Origin of the sequence: Pandoraea sp. PE-S2R-1, from assembly GCF_002179865.1 — a bacterium.
GTDB lineage: Bacteria > Pseudomonadota > Gammaproteobacteria > Burkholderiales > Burkholderiaceae > Pandoraea.
The window spans coordinates 388,545-407,878 of record NZ_NGUR01000010.1 but is presented as its reverse complement, the minus strand read 5'-3'; the positions used below and the strand labels follow the sequence as shown (position 1 = coordinate 407,878).

General features: G+C 62.3%; 21 protein-coding genes. 12 read left to right on the top strand and 9 right to left on the bottom strand.

What is annotated here, in order from left to right:
- The first annotated feature begins 96 nt into the window (after positions 1–96).
- Positions 97–585, top strand: a complete 489-nt coding sequence (locus CDV44_RS12390; RefSeq protein ID WP_058379484.1) for an Lrp/AsnC ligand binding domain-containing protein — start codon at positions 97–99, stop codon at positions 583–585.
- Positions 586–607: 22 nt separating this feature from the next.
- Here the strand turns inward: CDV44_RS12390 and CDV44_RS12385 are convergent, their stop codons facing one another.
- The 5 genes from CDV44_RS12385 to CDV44_RS12365 all read right to left on the bottom strand — a co-directional run bounded on the left by CDV44_RS12385 (position 608) and on the right by CDV44_RS12365 (position 5,478).
- Positions 608–1,801: a PA0069 family radical SAM protein gene (locus CDV44_RS12385; protein WP_249277518.1), complete on the bottom strand. Its 1,194-nt coding sequence runs from the start codon at positions 1,799–1,801 to the stop codon at positions 608–610.
- Between the two features lie 173 nt (positions 1,802–1,974).
- Entirely contained in the window at positions 1,975–2,916 is a 942-nt protein-coding gene (locus CDV44_RS12380; RefSeq protein WP_087688288.1) for a Rossmann-like and DUF2520 domain-containing protein, read from the bottom strand.
- Positions 2,917–2,943: 27 nt separating this feature from the next.
- Positions 2,944–3,393: a hypothetical protein gene (locus CDV44_RS12375; protein ID WP_087688287.1), complete on the bottom strand. Its 450-nt coding sequence runs from the start codon at positions 3,391–3,393 to the stop codon at positions 2,944–2,946.
- Between the two features lie 9 nt (positions 3,394–3,402).
- Positions 3,403–4,206 (bottom strand): META and DUF4377 domain-containing protein, encoded by an 804-nt coding sequence (locus CDV44_RS12370; protein ID WP_170935965.1) that lies wholly within the window; start codon positions 4,204–4,206, stop codon positions 3,403–3,405.
- A gap of 195 nt (positions 4,207–4,401) precedes the next feature.
- Positions 4,402–5,478, bottom strand: a complete 1,077-nt coding sequence (locus CDV44_RS12365; protein ID WP_087688285.1) for a sorbosone dehydrogenase family protein — start codon at positions 5,476–5,478, stop codon at positions 4,402–4,404.
- Positions 5,479–5,868: 390 nt separating this feature from the next.
- On the opposite strand from CDV44_RS12365, the gene rpsP reads away from it, so the two are divergent.
- The 6 genes from rpsP to CDV44_RS12335 all read left to right on the top strand — a co-directional run bounded on the left by rpsP (position 5,869) and on the right by CDV44_RS12335 (position 10,189).
- The gene (rpsP, locus tag CDV44_RS12360) at positions 5,869–6,120 is read left to right on the top strand and encodes a 30S ribosomal protein S16 (RefSeq protein WP_058379480.1); all 252 of its coding nucleotides are present in this window, start codon (positions 5,869–5,871) and stop codon (positions 6,118–6,120) included.
- A gap of 127 nt (positions 6,121–6,247) precedes the next feature.
- Positions 6,248–6,898, top strand: coding sequence for a ribosome maturation factor RimM (gene rimM / locus CDV44_RS12355; protein WP_087688284.1), 651 nt, complete (start codon positions 6,248–6,250; stop codon positions 6,896–6,898).
- A gap of 61 nt (positions 6,899–6,959) precedes the next feature.
- A complete protein-coding gene (gene trmD, locus CDV44_RS12350) occupies positions 6,960–7,730 on the top strand; it encodes a tRNA (guanosine(37)-N1)-methyltransferase TrmD (protein WP_087688283.1) in 771 nt (256 codons plus the stop codon).
- 101 nt (positions 7,731–7,831) lie between these two features.
- Positions 7,832–8,218 carry a 50S ribosomal protein L19 gene (rplS, locus tag CDV44_RS12345; protein ID WP_058379478.1) on the top strand — a complete coding sequence of 129 codons (387 nt, stop codon included), beginning with the start codon at positions 7,832–7,834 and terminating at the stop codon, positions 8,216–8,218.
- Positions 8,219–8,522: 304 nt separating this feature from the next.
- Positions 8,523–9,116: a CoA pyrophosphatase gene (locus tag CDV44_RS12340; RefSeq protein ID WP_249277517.1), complete on the top strand. Its 594-nt coding sequence runs from the start codon at positions 8,523–8,525 to the stop codon at positions 9,114–9,116.
- 134 nt (positions 9,117–9,250) lie between these two features.
- Entirely contained in the window at positions 9,251–10,189 is a 939-nt protein-coding gene (locus CDV44_RS12335; protein WP_058379476.1) for a CobD/CbiB family protein, read from the top strand.
- A gap of 97 nt (positions 10,190–10,286) precedes the next feature.
- On the opposite strand, the gene rsgA is transcribed toward CDV44_RS12335, so the two are convergent.
- Together rsgA and CDV44_RS12325 are read right to left on the bottom strand one after the other, a co-directional pair.
- Positions 10,287–11,228 carry a ribosome small subunit-dependent GTPase A gene (rsgA, locus tag CDV44_RS12330; protein WP_058379475.1) on the bottom strand — a complete coding sequence of 314 codons (942 nt, stop codon included), beginning with the start codon at positions 11,226–11,228 and terminating at the stop codon, positions 10,287–10,289.
- The gene (locus CDV44_RS12325) at positions 11,225–12,472 is read right to left on the bottom strand and encodes a M48 family metallopeptidase (RefSeq protein WP_087688281.1); all 1,248 of its coding nucleotides are present in this window, start codon (positions 12,470–12,472) and stop codon (positions 11,225–11,227) included. Before CDV44_RS12325 ends, rsgA begins: the two co-directional genes overlap by 4 nt.
- 102 nt (positions 12,473–12,574) lie before the next feature.
- On the opposite strand from CDV44_RS12325, the gene orn reads away from it, so the two are divergent.
- The gene (gene orn / locus CDV44_RS12320; RefSeq protein ID WP_058379473.1) at positions 12,575–13,198 is read left to right on the top strand and encodes an oligoribonuclease; all 624 of its coding nucleotides are present in this window, start codon (positions 12,575–12,577) and stop codon (positions 13,196–13,198) included.
- 158 nt (positions 13,199–13,356) lie between these two features.
- Here orn and mog read toward each other — a convergent pair whose 3' ends face one another.
- Both mog and yjgA read right to left on the bottom strand, forming a co-directional pair.
- Positions 13,357–13,977, bottom strand: a complete 621-nt coding sequence (gene mog, locus CDV44_RS12315; RefSeq protein ID WP_087688280.1) for a molybdopterin adenylyltransferase — start codon at positions 13,975–13,977, stop codon at positions 13,357–13,359.
- On the bottom strand, positions 13,974–14,582 hold the full coding sequence (yjgA, locus tag CDV44_RS12310; protein ID WP_087688279.1) for a ribosome biogenesis factor YjgA: 609 nt from the start codon (positions 14,580–14,582) through the stop codon (positions 13,974–13,976). The genes mog and yjgA overlap by 4 nt, the downstream gene beginning before the upstream one ends.
- 115 nt (positions 14,583–14,697) lie before the next feature.
- Here yjgA and pmbA point away from each other — a divergent pair, with 115 nt between their 5' ends.
- The 4 genes from pmbA to CDV44_RS12290 all read left to right on the top strand — a co-directional run bounded on the left by pmbA (position 14,698) and on the right by CDV44_RS12290 (position 19,327).
- Complete coding sequence (gene pmbA / locus CDV44_RS12305) at positions 14,698–16,056, top strand: metalloprotease PmbA (protein ID WP_087688278.1); 1,359 nt, start codon at positions 14,698–14,700, stop codon at positions 16,054–16,056.
- A gap of 218 nt (positions 16,057–16,274) precedes the next feature.
- Positions 16,275–17,426 (top strand): ABC transporter substrate-binding protein, encoded by a 1,152-nt coding sequence (locus tag CDV44_RS12300; protein WP_087688277.1) that lies wholly within the window; start codon positions 16,275–16,277, stop codon positions 17,424–17,426.
- Between the two features lie 130 nt (positions 17,427–17,556).
- Complete coding sequence (locus tag CDV44_RS12295) at positions 17,557–18,438, top strand: branched-chain amino acid ABC transporter permease (protein ID WP_058379468.1); 882 nt, start codon at positions 17,557–17,559, stop codon at positions 18,436–18,438.
- Between the two features lie 13 nt (positions 18,439–18,451).
- Positions 18,452–19,327, top strand: a complete 876-nt coding sequence (locus CDV44_RS12290) for a branched-chain amino acid ABC transporter permease (protein ID WP_058379467.1) — start codon at positions 18,452–18,454, stop codon at positions 19,325–19,327.
- Positions 19,328–19,334: the final 7 nt, after the last annotated feature.

Genomic DNA, 19,334 nt, shown 5'->3' with positions numbered 1-19,334 from the left:
CTCCTGTAAATCCGTAGTTATGCAGTAATTAATGGCATGCTATTCTCGGATAGCTAGGTTTAGTTAATGAATATCGGTTGAATACAGGAAAAAATCATGCGAATGCAGCAGCAATCGATTCGGACGCTGGACCGGCTTGACCGGCGCATCCTCACGTTGCTTCAGCAAGACGGTCGAATGTCGATGAAAGACCTGTCGGAGCAGGTGGGGCTGTCGATCACGCCATGCATCGAGCGGGTGAAACGCATGGAGCGCGACGGCGTGATCATGGGCTACTTCGCGCGCGTGAATCCGGCGGCGCTGGGCGCGGCGCTGCTGGTCTTCGTCGAGATCACGCTCGATCACAAATCGGGGAACATGTTCGATCAGTTTCGTCGCGAAGTGCTGCGTATTCCCGAGGTCATGGAGTGTCATCTCATCTCGGGTGACTTCGACTATCTGATCAAGGCGCGCATTCGTGAAATGTCCGAATACCGGAAATTGCTCGGCGACATCCTGCTGCAATTGCCGGGCGCCGTGCAGTCGAAGAGTTACGTCGTAATGGAAGAAATCAAAGAGACGCTCACGGTTAACGTCGAAGAGTGAAAAGCGTGAGCGGTACGGTGGCTTAAAAAAGCGGCATTTGCGGGTTGACGGTCCCGTTTGGGGTGTCGGCCGTCGCGGGGTCGGTTTGCCGTGGCCGACCTCGTCTCATCGCGGTGCCTTGGGCGGTGCCGTCAGCGGCACCGTGCGGCTCAGGAAGTTCAGGCACCTTGAAGTGGTCGTTGCGAAGCGGCGGGCGCGCCTGATTGAGCCCGAGCTTACGGGCGGCCAGAAGAAAGCGCTGCCGGATGAGTTCGGCATGCAGCCCGGTCCCGCGCATTCGCGTGCCGAACTCCGCGCTGTTGTGTTTGCCGTCACGGACCTGCTCGATCAGGCTCATCACGTGGCCGGCGCGCATCGGATAGTTCACCTCCAGCCATTCGACGAAGACGTCATGCACCTCGCGCGGCAAACGCAGCATGGTGTATCCGGCGTAAGTGGCCCCGGCCTCGGCGGCCGTCGTCAATACCCGCTCGATGTCGAAATCGGTGAGCGCCGGCACGATCGGCGCGACGATGACCCCGGTCGGGATGCCGGCCTGCGTGAGCTTGTGAATCGCTTCGATGCGTTTCGGTGGCGTGTTGGCCCGCGGCTCCATCTTGCGGGCGATGTCTGCGTCGAGCGTTCCCACTGAAATGAATACGCGCGCGAGCCCGCGTTGCGCCATGCGCGACAGGATGTCGATGTCGCGCGTCACCAGCGCCGATTTCGTCGTAATGCCGACCGGATGGCCGAAACGCTCCAGCACTTCAAGCACGCTGCGCGTAATCCGGTACTCGCGCTCAATCGGCTGATACGGGTCGGTGTTCGCACCGAGCGCCAGCAACGCCGGTTGATAACCCCGCTTGCGCAATTCGGCGTCAAGCCGCTCGGCGGCGTTGGTCTTGGCATACAGGCGCGTTTCGAAGTCGAGGCCCGGCGAGAGTCCGAGATAGGCATGAGTCGGCCGCGCGAAACAGTAGGTGCAGCCGTGCTCGCAGCCACGATACGGGTTGATGGAGCGGTCGAAGGGGATGTCGGACGAAGTGTTCCGCGAGATGATCGTACGGGCCGTTTCCAGCGCGACCTGCGTAACGAACTTGACCTCGGTTTCATGGGCCATGTCCGATTCATGGCGGGTCTCGTCCGCTTCTCTCCGGAACTCGGAAAAGCGCGATTCCAGGTTGGCGACAGCGCCTCGGCCTCGGCGGGCCGGGGGCGGCGCGAATGAAGAAGCCATGGCCAGTCTCCTTGCTTGCAGTCCGGATTCCTGTTGACGGGAATCCATAGGGAATGCTTGTCATTATACTGTGTTTTTATACAGTATTTGGCGGAGGGACGAAGATGACTAACTGCGGATGGGGCGGGGCGCTAATGGTCGACTGGGCGCAGGCGTGGGCCAGATGGATAGGCCTACGGCGTGTCTTTGGGGGCGACCGGCGAGACCGGCGGCACGTAGGGGGCGATGGCGCGGGCGATGGCGTCGAGCGCGGCGTCGTCCGCGTTGGGGCGCTGCCGCGCCAGCCGAATCGCACGAAGCGTCAGCAACGAGTACAGCGTGGCGTGATTGCCGCCCATGCTGGCGAGCGCCTCTGTGTGGCGCGTCACGATGCCGGCATCGCCGCGCGAGACAGGGCCTGCAAGTGCCCCCGAAAGCCCACGCTCACGCGCGGCATTGAGGGTGCCCATGACGAGCGGCCACATTGCCTCTTTGGCATCGTTCTCGGGCATGCCGATAGCCCGCCAGAGTTCCGTCGCTTCTTCCAGCAGACAGAGCAGGAAGCTCGCCGCGTAGTTGGCGCCTGCGTGATATCGCATGCGTTCCCCGGCCGGAATTTCCAGCGGGCGGCAGCCGATGGCGCTGGCCAGCACACGCAGGGTCGTCGCGAGTGCGGGGTCGGCTTCGACGGTGATGGCGCTGCCGGCCATGCGCGTGGCGTCGTCGGCGAGCCCGGCAAAAAGGAACAGCGGATGGAAGCCGCCGATATGCGCGCCGTGCTTCGCTGCGGGCCGCAGCAACTCGACTTCCGAGGCGCCGCTGCAATGAACGAGGGCTTGGTTGTCGGCAGGCGAGAGCGTCGCTGCGCAGGACGCAAGCGCGTCGTCGGGCACCGTCAGGAAAACGAGGTCAGCGTGATCGAAAACAGCATTCACACCACGCGCGTCGTCGACGGCGATAGCGTTGCACTGCGGAAATTGGGCCGCGAGGGCTTGTGCGGTGCCGGGGTTGCGGCTGGCGACAGCGGTCACTTCATATCCCGCACGCGCCGCCGCGGTCGACAGGGCTTTCGCGACGCGGCCAGCGCCGATGAAGCCCAGCGTTGGCCGTCGATCATTCGGGGGGGAGGAGTTCATCGTGCTGACGCGCCGAAGCGGATGCGGTTACTGCGACAGGCGGTTGGGCGTGTCGTGCGTCTCGAAGTACGTCTGAAACGCGACAGCGAAACCTACCATCATGAGCATGGCGCCAACGAAGAGCGACACGCTCACGATGATGACCGCAGTCCAGCCCGAGCGCGAACGGATCGTCGCCCCCGGGTTGAACTGCTGGTCCCAGCGCTCGTCAGGACGAAGCCCGTAGACGATGGCCGAGAGAAACGCCGAGAACAGGGAGATAGCCCCCAGAATCGTCAGCACCCAGCCTGCGGTGGAACCGAGATCGCTCGTCACCAACAAACCCCACCCCGCCACGCCGCAGGCCGAGCCCACGATGTGCGCCCAGCCAAACGGGTCGCGCAGGCCATACAGATAGAAGCGGTGCAGACCGAGCGTGCCGAACAGCATCGCCAGGCCGGCGGTCAGGGTTTTGGATTTATAGGTGAGAGCGCTCATCAGGGACGGTTATCGGGTGGGCGTTTGACGAATGACTTCGACCAGCGTCCAGCGCATGCTCGAAGCGTCGGCGGGCGGATTGTCGACAGGCTCGCCGTGAATTTTCACGCGGTATTCTACGCCGGGCTTCCAGTCGAAGCCATCGATGTGCGCGTACCAGAGTTCCCACGGGGCTTTGCCGGAATCGTCGGCCGTGCGCACACGAAGGCATTTGCGCGGCCCAACGCCAACACAGTCTGCCATTTGCGAGTCGACATCGAGCACGCGATCTTCCGTCTTGGACGCGCCAGTGGCCCCGGCAACCGGGCGATTGAGCAAGGTCTGCGATGCATACGTCAGCGTCTCGCCGCCCGGCGCACTTAGAATCAGTTGGGTGTCGCGGCGCTCGAAGCGCGCGACGCGCGGCAGCGTCTTGAGATAGCGGTCTTCAAACGCCATCGAGTCCGGGCAAGCCATGCGGGTCGCTGCCGGCGCTTTCAGGCTCACCTGTCCGTTAGCTGGGCCGACCGTGTACTGGCCGAAAATACGATTGCATCCGCCGGTGCCGGAGAACGCGCCCTTGTCGTTGAACGTGAGATTGATCACGCGGCCTTCCGGCAAGCTCGGAATGTCATTGGCGCCTTCCCAACGGACCAACTGCCAAGTGCCGAGGATATCGGCCGGTGTTGTCGCGGCTGCCGTCACGTTGCTGTCACCGGTCGTCGGAGGGGTGGCGCCGCCGCCTGAGGGGGCGGCACAGCCGGCCAACATCGCGGCGGGCACGAGCAACATGGCGAGATATGAGGCAAATGAGGAGGGTAGGCGTTGGGTCATGATTTTGAATGGGCGGAGTGAGGGAGAGGGCAGGGACGGCGCAAGCGTCGCGCGGGGCACGGGGTGAAACGCCCGGGCGGTGCCGTGAATACCATGGGATGTTGACAGATAGTGGCCGAGGTCAGTTCCTTCCCTGACCGGGAAGCGTTGACTGGGTGTGAGCGTCAAACGATGTTGATGCGTCATCGCGGCCCCTTACGGTTTGCGGTACGTAATGCGATAGATGGCGCCTGCATGATCATCGCTGATGAGCAGTGAGCCATCGGGGAGCGTCAGCAGGTCAACCGGGCGGCCCCAGACAGACTCGTCGGCACCGAGCCAGCCCTGCGCGAAAACTTCCTGCTTCACGACGTTGCTTTTGGCATCGAGCACGACCCGCATGACGCGGTAGCCGACTTTGCGCGACCGGTTCCAGGAGCCATGCTCCGCGATGAAAATATTGCCGCGATAGTCTTCCGGGAACTGCTTGCCTGTATAGAAGCGCATGCCGAGTGCCGCGACGTGCGCGCCGAGCTTGGCCATGGGCGGTGTGAATGTTGAGCACGATTTCTCGCGACCGAACTCCGGATCGGCGACGTTGCCGGCGTGGCAGTAGGGGAAGCCGAAATGCTCGCCGGCGCGCGTAAGGCGGTTGAGTTTGTCGTCGGGAACATCATCGCCCATCATGTCGCGGCCGTTGTCGGTGAACCACAACGTATTCGTGCCCGGTTGCCAGTCGAAGCCGACCGTGTTGCGCACGCCTCGCGCGACAACGCGCCAGTCGCTGCCGTCGGGCCGCATGCTGCCGATCATGGCGTACCGGCTTTCATCGCGTTTGCAGACGTTGCATGGTGCGCCGACGCCAACATACAGGCGCTGGTCCGGGCCGAAGGCAATGTAGCGCCAGCCATGGTGGGTTTCGGACGGGAGTTTGGCGTAGACGACGGCAGGCTGGCCGGGGTTGTCGAGGCGATCTTCGATGTTGTCGATCCGCAGGATGCGCGAGACCGCTGATATATATAGCGCACCATCGCGCATGGCGACGCCGACCGGCATGTTCAGGCCCGACGCCACGGTTCGCACTTTGGCCGCATAGGCGCGCGATGGGTCGAGGGTGATCGCGTAGACATTACCTTCGCCACGGCTGCCGACAAACAACGTGCCTTTGGGGCCGAGTACCATGCCGCGTGCACCGGGCACCTGATCGGACAGGACTTCGACATAGAAACCCGGAGGCAGGACAAGTTGTTCGATGGGGAGGGCGTCGCGCGCCTTGGCGAAGGCCGGTGTCATCGCCAGCAGGCCGGCCAGCAGGTAAAGGAGGTGCTGCGCGAACCGGGGGAACTGGCTGAGTCTGATGCGCCGGGCGAATATGGTGGGCCGGGCGAATAAGATGGGTAAGGTCGATAAGGTGGGTGTCGGGGCGGTCTTCACAGGCCGTTGCCGGCGCAAAGAGGGCTGCCATCCATCGGGAAATCGTCGCATGCCGGACTCGCTTCTCGCACAGGATGCGCACATTGTAGACCAGCAACATGGCGCCTCGGCGGTGTCCAATGCGCAACACAACACGGGCGACGCGCGGCCCGCTCTCGACGGTTCCCGGGGATGTGTTTGTTTTGACGAGGTTTTTGCGCTATAATCACGCGTTTTCTGTCCGAACACTTCTGGATTCAAGGATTTATTATGGTCGTTATCCGCCTGGCTCGCGGCGGCGCGAAGAAGCGCCCGTTCTACAACATCGTTGCTACCGATTCGCGTAATCGTCGCGATGGCCGTTTCATCGAACGTATTGGCTTTTACAACCCGGTCGCCGCTGAAGGCACGGAAGGTCTGCGCATCGCTCAAGACCGTCTGACCTACTGGCAAGGCGTTGGCGCACAACTGTCGCCGACCGTGGCTCGCCTGATCAAGCAAGCTCCGAAGGCTGCTGCCTAAGCTTTTGCTGATCAAGCAGTACGCATTGCTGTCGGTTTTCTGGCGGCATAAGAATTGAACGGCGATGCCTGTTCCGGAGCGATTCGGGACGGGCATCGCCGTGTGTTCGTCTTAACGTTGGATTGGCATGGTTCGTTCCGTTCGACCCGCAGGTGCGCGGGTACCGCTGAAAATCGGTGCTGACGCGCGAAGTGCCGCTGGCACGGACGCGGCGCAGGTGCTCGCGCCTGCTACCGAAGTCCCCGACGATCTTGTCGAGCTTGGCTATATTGGCGACGCTTACGGGATTCAAGGCTGGATCAAGGTGCAGCCGCACGGGGGCGATGGTGAAGGTTTGTTGACCGCCGACAACTGGTATCTCCAGCGTCCCGGTGATACGACCTTCCGCACGGCCGAAGTGCTGCAAAGCCGGGGACACTCCGGCACTGTTGTAGCGCACTTGCGCGGCAGCGACAGCCGTACCTCCGCCGAAGCCCTCAAGGGCTTTCAGGTGTGGGTGCCGCGCAGTGCGTTTCCGACGGCAGACGAAGACGAGTTTTACTGGGTCGACCTTATTGGCGCTCAGGTAACGAATCTCCAGGACGAATCGCTCGGCAAGGTTGTCGGTTTGCTCGATAACGGGGTACATACCGTGTTGCGAGTGGCCTACGACGTGCCGGCGGCTGATGGCAAACCGGCAAAAACTGCCGAGCGCCTGATTCCCTTTGTTGGCCAGTATGTGCAGACCGTCGATACCGAGGCGGGGCGCATTGTGGCCGATTGGGGTCTCGACTACTGAGATGACCGAATGACCGCCCGGGGCCGTTTTGACCCGGGCAACTCTGGACGGAACCGGCCTGATGCAGTTTGACGTCGTCACGCTATTTCCCGAGATGTTTCGGGCACTGACCGACTGGGGCGTTACCAGCCGGGCACTCAAGCAGTCGCGTTACGACCTGCGGTTTTGGAATCCGCGTGATTTCACGCACAACAGCTATCGCACGATCGACGATCGTCCGTACGGTGGCGGGCCGGGCATGGTCATGCTCGCCAAGCCGCTGGAAGACGCGATCGCTGCGGCGAAAGCTGCGCAGACCGAAGCCGGTGTGGCGCGTGGACGCGTGCTGTTGATGTCGCCGCAAGGCAAGCCGCTCACGCATCGCCGGGTGACCGAGTTGCGCGAGCAGGAGCAGGGTCTGATCTTGTTGTGCGGCCGTTACGAAGCCATCGATCAGCGTCTGGTCGATCGTGTGGTGGATGAAGAGGTCAGCGTTGGCGACTTCGTGCTGTCGGGCGGTGAGCTGCCGGCGATGGCACTGATGGATTCGCTAATCCGGCTGCTGCCGGGCGCACTGAACGATTCGCAATCGGCCGAGCAGGACAGTTTTGTGAATGGCTTGCTCGACTGCCCGCACTACACGCGGCCTGAAGAATACGAAGGTGTGCGCGTGCCCGACGTCCTGTTGGGCGGGCACCACGCCGAGATTGAGAAGTGGCGGCGCCGCGAGGCGTTGACCAATACCTGGCGCAAGCGCCCCGATATGATCGAGAGCGCGCGTGCCAACGGATTGCTCAGTCGTGCCGATGAGGCATGGCTGGCAAGCCTCGCCGCCGATTCGTCGGCGAAGTAGGCAACGGGTGTCGCCATGGGGGCGGCATTCGGTTTGAACCCATCCTCTGTCGGGGCCGGCTTGCCGGTAGAACGCCGATACGATGGCACAAGGAGTGGTAAATGAATCTGATCGCACAGATCGAGCAAGAAGAAATCGCGCGTTTGACCGCGTCGAAGACGATTCCCGAATTCGCCCCGGGCGACACCGTGATCGTCAACGTGAACGTTGTTGAAGGCACGCGCAAGCGTGTGCAGGCTTACGAAGGCGTCGTGATCGCCAAGCGTAACCGTGGCCTGAACTCGGCCTTCATCGTTCGCAAGATTTCGTCGGGTGAAGGCGTTGAGCGTACGTTCCAGACGTACTCGCCGCTGATCGCCAGCATCGAAGTCAAGCGTCGTGGTGACGTTCGTCGCGCCAAGCTGTACTACCTGCGTGAGCGTTCGGGCAAGTCGGCACGTATCAAGGAAAAGCTCACGTACAAGAGCAAGACCGTCGCTGCGCAGTAAGTCGGACGCTGCCGTGCCTGGCGACCTCGTGGCCGGGCACAGCAAAAGTCGTATGGAAAAAGCACCCCTTGGGGTGCTTTTTTCGTATGTGGCAGCACATCACCACGGTCGAGTCGCTCGAATTGCACAGGGAATCGGATTTTTCTTCGCGCATACGCGGTCGACGCTTCCCCGGTAAAATAGCAACGTTATACGTCCCTCAAAGGCCTACGTGGCGCCACCTCTTATCCTGCATCCTGAAGCATTGCCCATCGTCTCAACAGGCGAGGGGGAGGCTGCGGTGCCGGCTGAGCGACTGACCCCCATGGCCCTGCGTGACCGTCTCGCCAGCCCACCAGTCTGGACACCCGATGCGGGTGCTATCGAAGTTGTCTCCCCTGCGCTTTTTACGCCACGTGCTGCCGCCGTGCTGGTGCCGCTGGTCATGCGTCCGCAGGGCCTGACGGTGCTGCTCACCCAGCGCACGCAACACCTGAGCACCCACGCCGGGCAAGTCAGTTTCCCCGGCGGGAGTCGTGAGCCGGATGATCCGACGCCGATCGCGACGGCATTGCGCGAGTCGCGTGAAGAGATCGGGCTCGACTCCGGCGCCGTCGAAGTGATCGGGCGATTGCCGGACTACGTTACCGGCACTGGGTTTCGTGTCGCGCCTGTCGTCGGCTTGGTCAGGCCGTCGATCGAACTCGTGGCCGACGCGGGCGAGGTCGATGAGATCTTCGAAGTCCCGCTCGATTTTTTGATGAACCCGGCGCATCACCAGATTCGGGTCTTCAACTATCAAGTCGGTGAACGACGCTTTTACGCGATGCCGTATCCGAGACCGGCCGGCGGCGAGTATTTCATCTGGGGCGCGACGGCCGGCATGCTGCGAAATTTCTATCAACTGCTGCGCGCCTGACGCACTCGGACCAAAGTTGCGCAATTCGCTTGTGTGAAACGTAGTTCGAATGCGTCGCGAAGGCGCATGGCACGGGCATTCGCGAGAAGCTGTGCTATCGTTACGTCATTCCGTCCGGTGACCCGATCGCACGCATGACATTCTTTTCGGTACTCCTCGCGCTGATCCTCGAGCAGGTGCGTGCGCTCTCCACGCAAAACCCGATCTACAACCTGATTCGCTCCCACGCGACGCACACCTCCCAATCGTTCGACGCGGGTCAACCGCGTCATGGCGTGCTGGCGTGGCTGGTCGTGGTGGTGCCGTTCGTGCTGGTGGTCGGCGTGGTCTATTACCTGCTCATGCGGGTGAACATCCTGCTGGGCTTTGCGTGGAACGTGCTGATCGTCTACCTGACGATGGGCTTTCGCCAGTTCAGCCACTACTTCACCGACATTCACGTCGCGCTCAACAACGACAACGTCAACGAAGCGCGCGAAATTCTCCGCCAGTGGATCGGTATCGACACGGTCGACATGCCGGTCGACGAGATCGTGCGTCATACGTTGCTGCACGCCGTGATTGCATCGCACCGCCACGTATTCGGCGTGTTCTTCTGGTTCCTCATCCCGATCGGCCCCGCAGGCGCCGTGCTGTACCGGTTGGCGGAATATCTGTCACGCCGCTGGACCGAGCCTGCCCCGGACCGCAGCCCGGCATTCGGCGCGTTTGCCCGTAAAGCCTTCTATGTGATCGATTGGGTGCCGGCCCGCATGACGGCCATCGGCTTTGCCATCGTCGGTAATTTCGAAGACGCCATCTACGCCTGGCGCCACTACGCCAAGCAGTGGCCGAACGAGAATGAGGGTATTTTGCTGGCCGCAGGCAGTGGTGCCTTGGGTGCCCGGCTGACCGGCCCGTTGGCAGAAGTCTCGAGCATCGATGCGCTCAATCAAGGCGATGACGCCGTGCTGCCCGTCGGTGGCGAATGCACGCCACGTACGCTTCAGGCCGCTGTCGGATTGGTGTGGCGTGCTGTCTTGCTGTGGATGCTGTTGCTCTTGCTGCTGACGCTCGCCGTCTGGCTCGGTTGAGGAGAACTGCGGGCGAACCGCGGACGAACGGCTATCCATGAAAAAACCCCGCTTCGGCGGGGTTTTTCATTTCTCGGCATCGAGTCAGTTGCCCGACTCAATAGGGCACTTCCTGCTCCGACTCATGCACGAGTTGGGCATACAGGGCATGGCGTTGCTGGGAGATTCGGCCATCGGCAACGGCCGCGAGAATGGCGCAACCGGGCTCTTTCAGGTGATGGCAGTTGTAGAAGCGGCAACCGGTGAGCAACGGACGGAATTCCGGAAACGCACGCTCGAGCACGCCCTCCTTGAGGTGGTGCAGGCCGAATTCCTGAAACCCCGGCGAGTCGATCAGCAGGCCACCGTCGGGGAGATGGAAAATCCGCGTGAACGTCGTCGTATGTTTGCCGGAATTGAGCACCGTCGAAATTTCACGCGTGGCCGCAGCGGCGTTGGGGACCAGCAGGTTCACCAGGCTCGACTTGCCCATCCCCGACTGCCCCAGCAGCAGCGAAGCCTTGTGCGCCAGTCGCGGCAGCAGCATCGCTTGGGCGGCCTCCGGATCGGCGCGTACCGACAACTCCAGCACTTCATAGCCCAACGCCCGGTAGGGCGCGAGACGCTCGCGTGCCGCCGGCAATGCGGCGACGACGTCTGTCTTGTTGAGCACGACGAGCGGGTGCAGTTCGTTGGCCTCGGCGGCCACCAGTGCCCGGCCGAGCAGGTCTTCACTGAAATACGGTTCGGTGCCGAGCATGATCACCAACTGATCGATGTTCGACGCGAACAGCTTGCTTTTGAACTGATCCGAACGGTAGAGCAGATTACGGCGCGGCAGAATTTCTTCGATCACACCCTGATCGCCCGTGCGTGCCCAAGCCACTTCATCGCCCACGGCAATCTCGCTCTTTTTCCCTCGGGGGAAGCACAGCACCGTCTCGCCATCGTCGGCTTCGACCACGTAGTGTCGGCCGTGGGCGGCGGCGACCCGGCCGAGTCGGCGGGCTTCTGCGGTCGTGGCGGGCAGGGCCGCCTTCACTTTTGCGCCGCGCTTCATGCGTGCCCCAGCAGTCGGTCGATGCGCTGCGAGGCGGGCGGGTGTGAATAGTAGAACGCGGTGTAGACCGGATCGGGCGTGAGCGTCGACGCATTGTCCTGATACAGCTTCACCAACGCGTTGATGAGGTCGCTGGCTTGTGTCTGGCTGGCGGCGAACGCATCGGCTTCGAACTCGTGCTTGCGCGACGTGAGGCTGCTCAACGGGCTCGCGAAGAAGCCGAACACCGGCAACACCAGGAAGAAGAGCACCAGCGCGAGGGCGTTGTTGCTGCCCATCATCGACGGCATCACCCCCAGATCAGTGTAGAACCATGTGCGGCCGGTGAGCCAGCCGAGCAGGGCCAGGAACGCGAGCGAGAGCGCGAAGGCGACGACGAGACGCTTGGTGATATGGCGGCGCTTGAAGTGGCCCAACTCGTGGGCAAGCACGGCTTCGATTTCCGCCGGCGAGAGGCGCTCGATCAGCGTGTCGAAGAAGACGATGCGCTTGGCACGTCCGAACCCGCTGAAGTAGGCATTGCCGTGGGCCGAGCGCTTGGAGCCGTCCATGACGAACAGTCCACGTGCGGCGAAACCGCAGCGCTTCATCAATCCTTCGATGCGTTCGGCCAGCGAGACGTCCGCCAGCGGTTCGAACTTGTTGAACATCGGCGCGATGACGTGCGGGAAGATGAACTGCACGAACAGGTTGAAGGCAACCCACACGACCCAGGTGTACAGCCACCACAGCGGCCCGGCGCGCTCCATCAGCCACAGCACGACGAAGAGCAGCGGCAGACCCAGTACGACGCCAACGGCGGTGCCCTTGATCAGATCAACGATGAACAGCCCGATCGACATGCGATTGAAGCCGAACCGTTGCTCGATCACGAACTGGCGCACGTACGTGAACGGCAGATCGACGAGGCCGGAGGTGAGCAGCACGGCGCCGATCAGCGCGATCTGGGCCAGATAACCGTCGCCCAGCCATTCGGTGATGCCGATATGCAGGAGGTTCAGGCCGCCGAGCAGCGTCAGTGCGACCAGCAGCACGGCCTGCGCGAAGATTTCGGCCATGCCGAGCCGCGTGCGGGCGACCGTATAGTCGGCCGCGCGCTGGTGATCGGTCAGCGTGATCGTGCCGGCGAAACGCTCGGGGACAGCGGCACGATGGGCGACCACGTGGCGGATCTGACGGGCCGCCAGCCACAACTTGGTCATGACCATGGCCAGCAGGAAGATCACGAAGAGATAAGTGAACATGCGCCTAAGAGGAAACTGAAGTATGCGAGAATTATAAGTTCTTTCGACCGGCCAGGCGCCTTACCGGTCGCCAACCGACGCGTTTTAAAGAGTCTTCCGATCATGTCTGCCATTCCGTCCCAAAATTCCGCATCTGCCGAAGGCGAAAAGACGCTCGCGCGTGCCGAGTTCAATCTGGTCTGGCTCGATATGGAAATGACCGGTTTGCAGCCGGATAGCGACCGTATCATCGAAGTCGCCGTCGTTGTGACCGATTCGGCACTGACGCGTCGCATCGAAGGCCCGGTTTTCGCGATCCATCAGTCCGACGCCGTGCTCGACGGTATGGACGACTGGAACAAGGGCACCCATGGCCGCTCGGGGCTGATCGATCGCGTCAAGGCGTCACCGATCGATGAAGCTTCGGCAGAATTGCAATTGATTGAGTTCCTGTCGCAGTACGTGCCGCCCAACAAGTCGCCGATGTGTGGCAATTCGATCTGCCAGGATCGCCGCTTCATGGCGCGTTACATGCCCAAGCTGGAAGCCTTCTTCCATTACCGCAATCTCGACGTCAGCACGCTCAAGGAGCTGTGCCGCCGCTGGGAGCCCACGGTGTACAAGGGTTTCAGCAAGCGCGCGGCGCATACCGCGCTGGCCGATATTCATGAGTCGATCGACGAACTCGTGTACTACCGCGAACATTTCCTGAAAACGACCGTGCCCGGTAGCGACGCGGCTGCCTGACGCGGTATCTGTCGAGCTTGCCGCCTCAGCCGTCGGCTGATCCACACGGCCAAACAAAAACGCCAGCGAAATGCTGGCGTTTTTTATTGTGTTCTACGTTGGAACGGTGAGGAGAATCCGTCGCAGCCCCACGCCGACGCAAGCCGACGCGGGCCGGCTCAGGCCGGCTTCTGCGCGCGAATGGCGGTTTTCGGGCGGAACGCCTTGCAAACGGCCTCATCGGTTTCGATGTACGGCCCGCCGATCAGGTCGATGCAATATGGCACGGCGGCAAAGATGCCCGGCACGATCGACTTGCCGTCGGCATCGCGCAGACCTTCCAGCGTCTCTTTGATCGACTTCGGCTGGCCCGGCAGATTGATGATGAGCGCGGCGTGCGCCGGTGTTTCGCGGATCACGGCGACCTGACGCGACAGAATCGCCGTCGGCACGAAGCGCAGGCTGATCTGGCGCATTTGCTCGCCAAAACCCGGCATCTCTTTCGTGCCGGCACGCAGCGTCGCCTCGGGCGTCACATCGCGACGTGCCGGGCCGGTGCCGCCGGTGGTGAGCACCAGATCGCACTGCATCGTGTCGATGAGTTCGATCAATGTGGCAGTGATGCCATCCGCGTCATCGGGAATCAGGTGTGTCTCGGCCACCCACGGCGACGTCAGGGCGCTGCCGAGCCAGGCCTGCAATGCCGGAATGCCCTGATCTTCATACGTGCCCTGACTGGCGCGGTCGCTGATCGAGACCAGCCCGACGCGCAGCTCATCCGGATGCGCGCGCGTGATCATCGATCGTCCTCACGCACCGGGAATTCCGGCAGATCGTCATCGGCGTCGTCCGACTTGTCGCTGCTGTCCGCGCTGCTGGACAGCAAATCCTTGAGCGCTTGAAACAGCTCGCGGAAGGCCTTGGGCGGCTTTTGTGCGGCTTGCTCGCGGCGGGCGTTGCGAATGAGGGTGCGAAGGTGCTGGCCATCGACGTCCGGGTGCTGGGCGAGCAGTTCCGTCAGCGCCTCGTCCTTGGCGAGCAGGCGATCGCGCCAGCGCTCAAGGGCGTGCAGCTTGGCGGTTTCGGCTTTCGACACGCCATTGATCACGTCGAGGGCGCGCTGGATGGCTTCGACTTCAGACTCATCGAGCGAGCGCATGACCTTGCCGACGTACTGCATCTGACGGCGGCGGCCCTCATGCGCAGTGATCTTGCGGCAGTCGCGCACGGCTTGATCGAGTTTTTCGGACATGGGGACGCGCGCCAGCGCGTCTTTGGACAGGTTGACCAGTTCTGCGCCAAGATCCTGCAACGCGTGCGACTCGCGCTTGCGCTGGGATTTACTCGGACCTTCGTAGAGAAGTTCGGACTCGGCGGGTTGGTTATTGCGGTGATTGTGCGTCATGGGCGCTATTGTAACGCGGCTCACGCCGTCCAAATAGTTGCAACCCCCTCGTACGACGGTACGGAAGTCGCGCTAAGATGGCGGTTCCTATTCAGCTACTGACCCAATCGCGCCGATGTCCCAAGCGACCCAGCACTTCACGCATACCCAGGATCAACTCAAGGAAATCGTCAGCGACGTACTGCAATACGCCCGTTCGCTAGGCGCTACCGACGCGGCCGCCGAGATTTCCGAGGGCGACGGCCTGTCGGTCTCGGTGCGGCGCGGCAAGGTCGAGACCATCGAGCGCAATCGCGACAAGCTCGTCGGCGTGTCGGTGTTCATCGGCCAGCGCCGTGGCAATGCCAGCACCTCGGACTTCTCGCGCAAAGCGCTGCACGACACGGTCGACGCCGCTTTCAATATCGCCCGATTCACCGCAGAAGACGACTGCGCGGGCCTCGCCGAGGCAGAACTGCTCGAAACACACCCGCAGGACCTGTCGCTATTCCATCCGTGGCGCATCACGGCTGACGACGCCGTCGAACTCGCTCGCCGCGCGGAAAAGAGCGCGCTCGACGTGAGCCCGCTCATCCGCAACTCGGAAGGGGCGAGCGTTTCGGCGCAGCATTCCCAGTTCCTGCTCGGCACTACGCGCGGGTTCCTGTCGGGTTACCCGTATTCGCGTCACTATCTGTCGGTCTCGCCGATTGCGGGCTCCGGCAGCCACATGCAACGTGACGACTGGTACACGTCCAAGCGCGCCGCCGAAGATCTGGCGTCGCCGGAAGCCGTGGGCCGTTACGCCGCCGAACGTGCGTTGGCGCGCCTGCATGCTCGCAAGCTCTCGACCCGTAAGTGTGCAGTGCTGTTCGAGGCACCGCTCGCCGCCGGTCTGCTGGGCGCCTTCGTGCAGGGCGTGAGCGGTGGCGCGTTGTATCGCAAAGCCACGTTCCTCGTCGACACGCTGGGCAAGCCGGTGTTTGCCGATCACGTGGGTATTCATGAAGACCCGCACGTGCCGCGCGCGATGGGCAGCGCCCCGTACGACGAAGAGGGTGTGAAAACCCGCGCCCGCGACGTGGTCACCGATGGGGTGGTGCAAGGTTACTTCCTCTCGACATACTCGGCACGCAAGCTCGGTATGCAGACGACCGGTAACGCCGGCGGCTCGCACAACCTGCGGATGTATAGCAAGCTCACCGTGCCGACCGACGATTTCCGCGCCATGCTCCGTAAGCTCGGCACGGGCCTGCTGGTCACGGAACTGATGGGGCAGGGCGTGAACTACGTGACGGGCGATTATTCGCGTGGCGCGTCGGGTTTCTGGGTCGAGAACGGCGAAATCCAGTACCCGGTGGAAGAAATCACGCTGGCCGGCAACCTGAACGACATGTTCCGTCAGATCGTCGCCATCGGTGCCGACACGCTCGTGCGTGGCACCAAAGAGGTGGGGTCAATCCTGATTGAACAAATGACCATTGCCGGTCATTGATGCTGCGAAATCTCATTCTGGCGCCACAAACGCGTTGCATTTATGCGCCAGGACGGGGCAAAAACCCAATTGCCGTGTCCGTTCGCGATAGTTTGCGTTATCCTTAGGGGTTTTCTTAAGCCACGGTTTAAGAACGAATACGGTAGTTAGGGTAATGGGCGCGCTCACAAGGCGCGCCTTCTCATAACTAGAGACTAGGTATTGGAGGAAGAGCACTCATGAAAAGCACCATGACCAAGTTGCTGGCTGCACTTGTCGCCACGGGGATGGTGGCTGCGGCCCACGCAGCCGATCTGAAGATCGGCGTGGCCGAAGCACTGTCGGGCGGCGCTGCGCAATATGGCGCGGCCATCAAGAACGGTTTCCAGCTCGCGGCTGACGAGATTAATGCCGCCGGCGGCGTCAATGGCAACAAACTTGTACTGCAAGTCGAAGACGAGCAAGGCAAGAAGGAAGAAGCGATCAACGTTTTCAAGAAGCTGATCTTCCAGGACAAGGTGCTGATGGTGTTCGGCCCCACGCTGTCGAACTCGGCACAGGCTGCCGATCCGATCGCGCAAGCCGGCAAGACGGTCGCCTTCGGCACGTCGAACACGGCTGACGGCATCACGTCGATCGGCGATTTCATCTTCCGTAACTCGGTGACCGAAGCCGACGTGCTGCCGGAGACCATCAAGGTCGCGGCCAAGCACGCGGGCATCAAGAAGGTCGCGGTGCTGTACGGCAACGACGACGTGTTCACGAAGAGCGGCTACGACAACTTCAAGAAGGCGCTGGAAGACCTGAAGATCCCGGTCACGACGACCGAGACGTTCGCCAAGGGCGACGTGGACTTCAAGGCACAGCTCACGAAGATCAAGGCCAGCAACCCGGACGCCATCGTGCTGTCGGCACTGATCGCCGAAGGCGCGCCGATCATGGTGCAGGCCCGTCAACTGGGTATCAACGTGCCGTTCATCGGCGGCAACGGCATGAACTCGGTCAAGGTGTTCGATCTGGCCAAGGGCAGCTCGGATGGCCTGTGGGTGGGTAGCCCGTGGTCGATCGAGAACAACACGCCGGCCAACACCAAGTTCATCGCAGCCTACAAGGCCAAGTACTCGGTGTCGCCGGACCAGTTCGCTGCGCAAGCCTACGACGCCATGTACATCGCCGCTGGTGCGCTCAAGAACGTGAAGATCTCGGGCAATCTGGACGCCGACCGCAAGGCACTGCGCGACGCGCTGCCGAGTGTGACGCACGAAGGCGCGACCGGTGCTTTCGCGTTCCGCCAGGCAATGGGCAAGAACGGCAAGCCGGCTGGCTATGACGCAAAACAAGCGCCGATCGTCAGCGTGACGAAGGGCAGCAAGTACGTCATCGAGAAGTAAGCAGCCCGGCAGTACTTGAAGAAGTCCGCATGGGCGTAGGGCCGAAAGGCGCTACGCCCATCGGCGTTTCTGGCGCATGCCGCGCCCCCTCTCGGCAGGCGTCTTCGTCCCTCAGGCTGGAATACACACCATGCTGGAACAGCAACTCGTCAACGCGCTCTCCCTCGGGTGCGTGTACGCCTTGTTCGCGCTCGGGTTCACACTCGTGTTCGGCATTCTCGGCGTCATCAATCTCTCGCACGGCGCGGTCTTCATGGTCGGCGCGTACGCCGCCCTTCAGGCTGTCGCACGTCTGCATCTGCCGCTGTGGGCGGCCATCATCACGGCGGTGATCGTCAGCGGTCTGCTCGGGCTGCTCATCGACGTGCTCGTGCTCAAGCCGCTGCGCAAGCGCGGTGCGCCTCACCTGATTCCGATGATCGCCACCATCGGCGTGGGCATTCTGCTCAACAACGGTATTCAGGGCATCTTCGGTGCAGAGAACCTGCGCTTCCCGTACGAATTGGTCCCGCAAGACACCCTCACGGTGGCCGGCGTGCACATGACCGTGCTGGAACTGGTGATCATCTTCGTCTCGTTCGCACTGATGGCGCTGCTCATCACCACGATCAAGAAGACGCAACTGGGCCGTGCGTTGCGCGCGATTGCCGAGTCGCCGAAGGCCGCTTACCTGCTGGGCATCAACGTCGAAGGCCTGTTCCTCGCGACGTCGTTTGCGGCAGCCGGGCTGGGCGGTATGGCCGGCGTGCTGATCGGGCTGTACTCGAACGCGGTGTTCCCGCTGATGGGCCAGCCGATGCTGCACAAGGGCATCGCGGTGATCATTCTGGGCGGCATGGGCGACATTCGCGGCGCGATGATCGGCGGCCTGTTCCTCGGGTTTGCCGAGGTGATGTCGGTGGCCTATATCGGCTCGAACATGCGCGACGCCGTGGCGTTCGGCTTGTTGTTCCTGATCCTGTTGGTGCGTCCGCAGGGGTTGTTCGGCAAAGTGCTCGAACGCAAAGCGTAATTACGGGGGCGCAATGGACTGGTTCAATAATTTCTGGGCGGTGTACAGCAATTTGGTGCTGACGTTGGGCACCAATGCGCTGCTGGCGCTGTCGATTTACCTCACGCTCTCGTGCGGCATGCTCGCGATGGCGAATGCGGCGTTCATGGGCATTGGCGCTTACACGGCGGCACTGTTGACGATGAACTACGAGATGCCTTTCGCGGTGTCGCTCGCCGGTGGCATGGCCGCACCGGCACTCGTCGCGTTCATCATCGGCAAGCCGACGCTGCGCCTGTCGGGTGTGTATCTGGCGATGGCCACGCTCGGCTTCGGCGAAGTCGTGCGTGTGCTGATCCTGAACACCGAAGACCTGACCGGCGGCGCGCTCGGCCTGAACGGCATCCCGCAACTCACGCAGTGGTGGCATGTGGCCGGCGCCGTGGTGATCACGCTGGCCGTGCTGTGGCGTCTGCGCCGCTCCAAGATCGGCCGTGCGTTCGAAGCCATCAAGGAAGACGAGACGGCGGCGGGCCTCATGGGCATCAACGTCACCGGTTACAAGATGCTGGCGTTCGTGCTGGGTGCCGTGCTGGCGGGTCTGGCCGGTGCACTCAATGCGCATCTGACGTTCTTCATCGGCCCGAACGAGTACGGCTTCGATCGTGGCGTGGAGATTCTGACGATGGCGATTCTCGGCGGTATCAACGGTCTCGTGGGCCCGGTGCTCGGCAGCACGATCCTGACGCTGTTGCCGGAGATGCTGCGCGCGTTCAACGATTTCCGTCTTGTGGTCAACGGGCTGATTCTGGTGCTGATCGTGTTGTTCCTGCCCAAGGGCATCTGGGACCCGACACGGTTTCGCCGGTGGTTCCGGGCCGGCAAGACGCGTTCGGCCTCTTCCACGTAAGCGGACA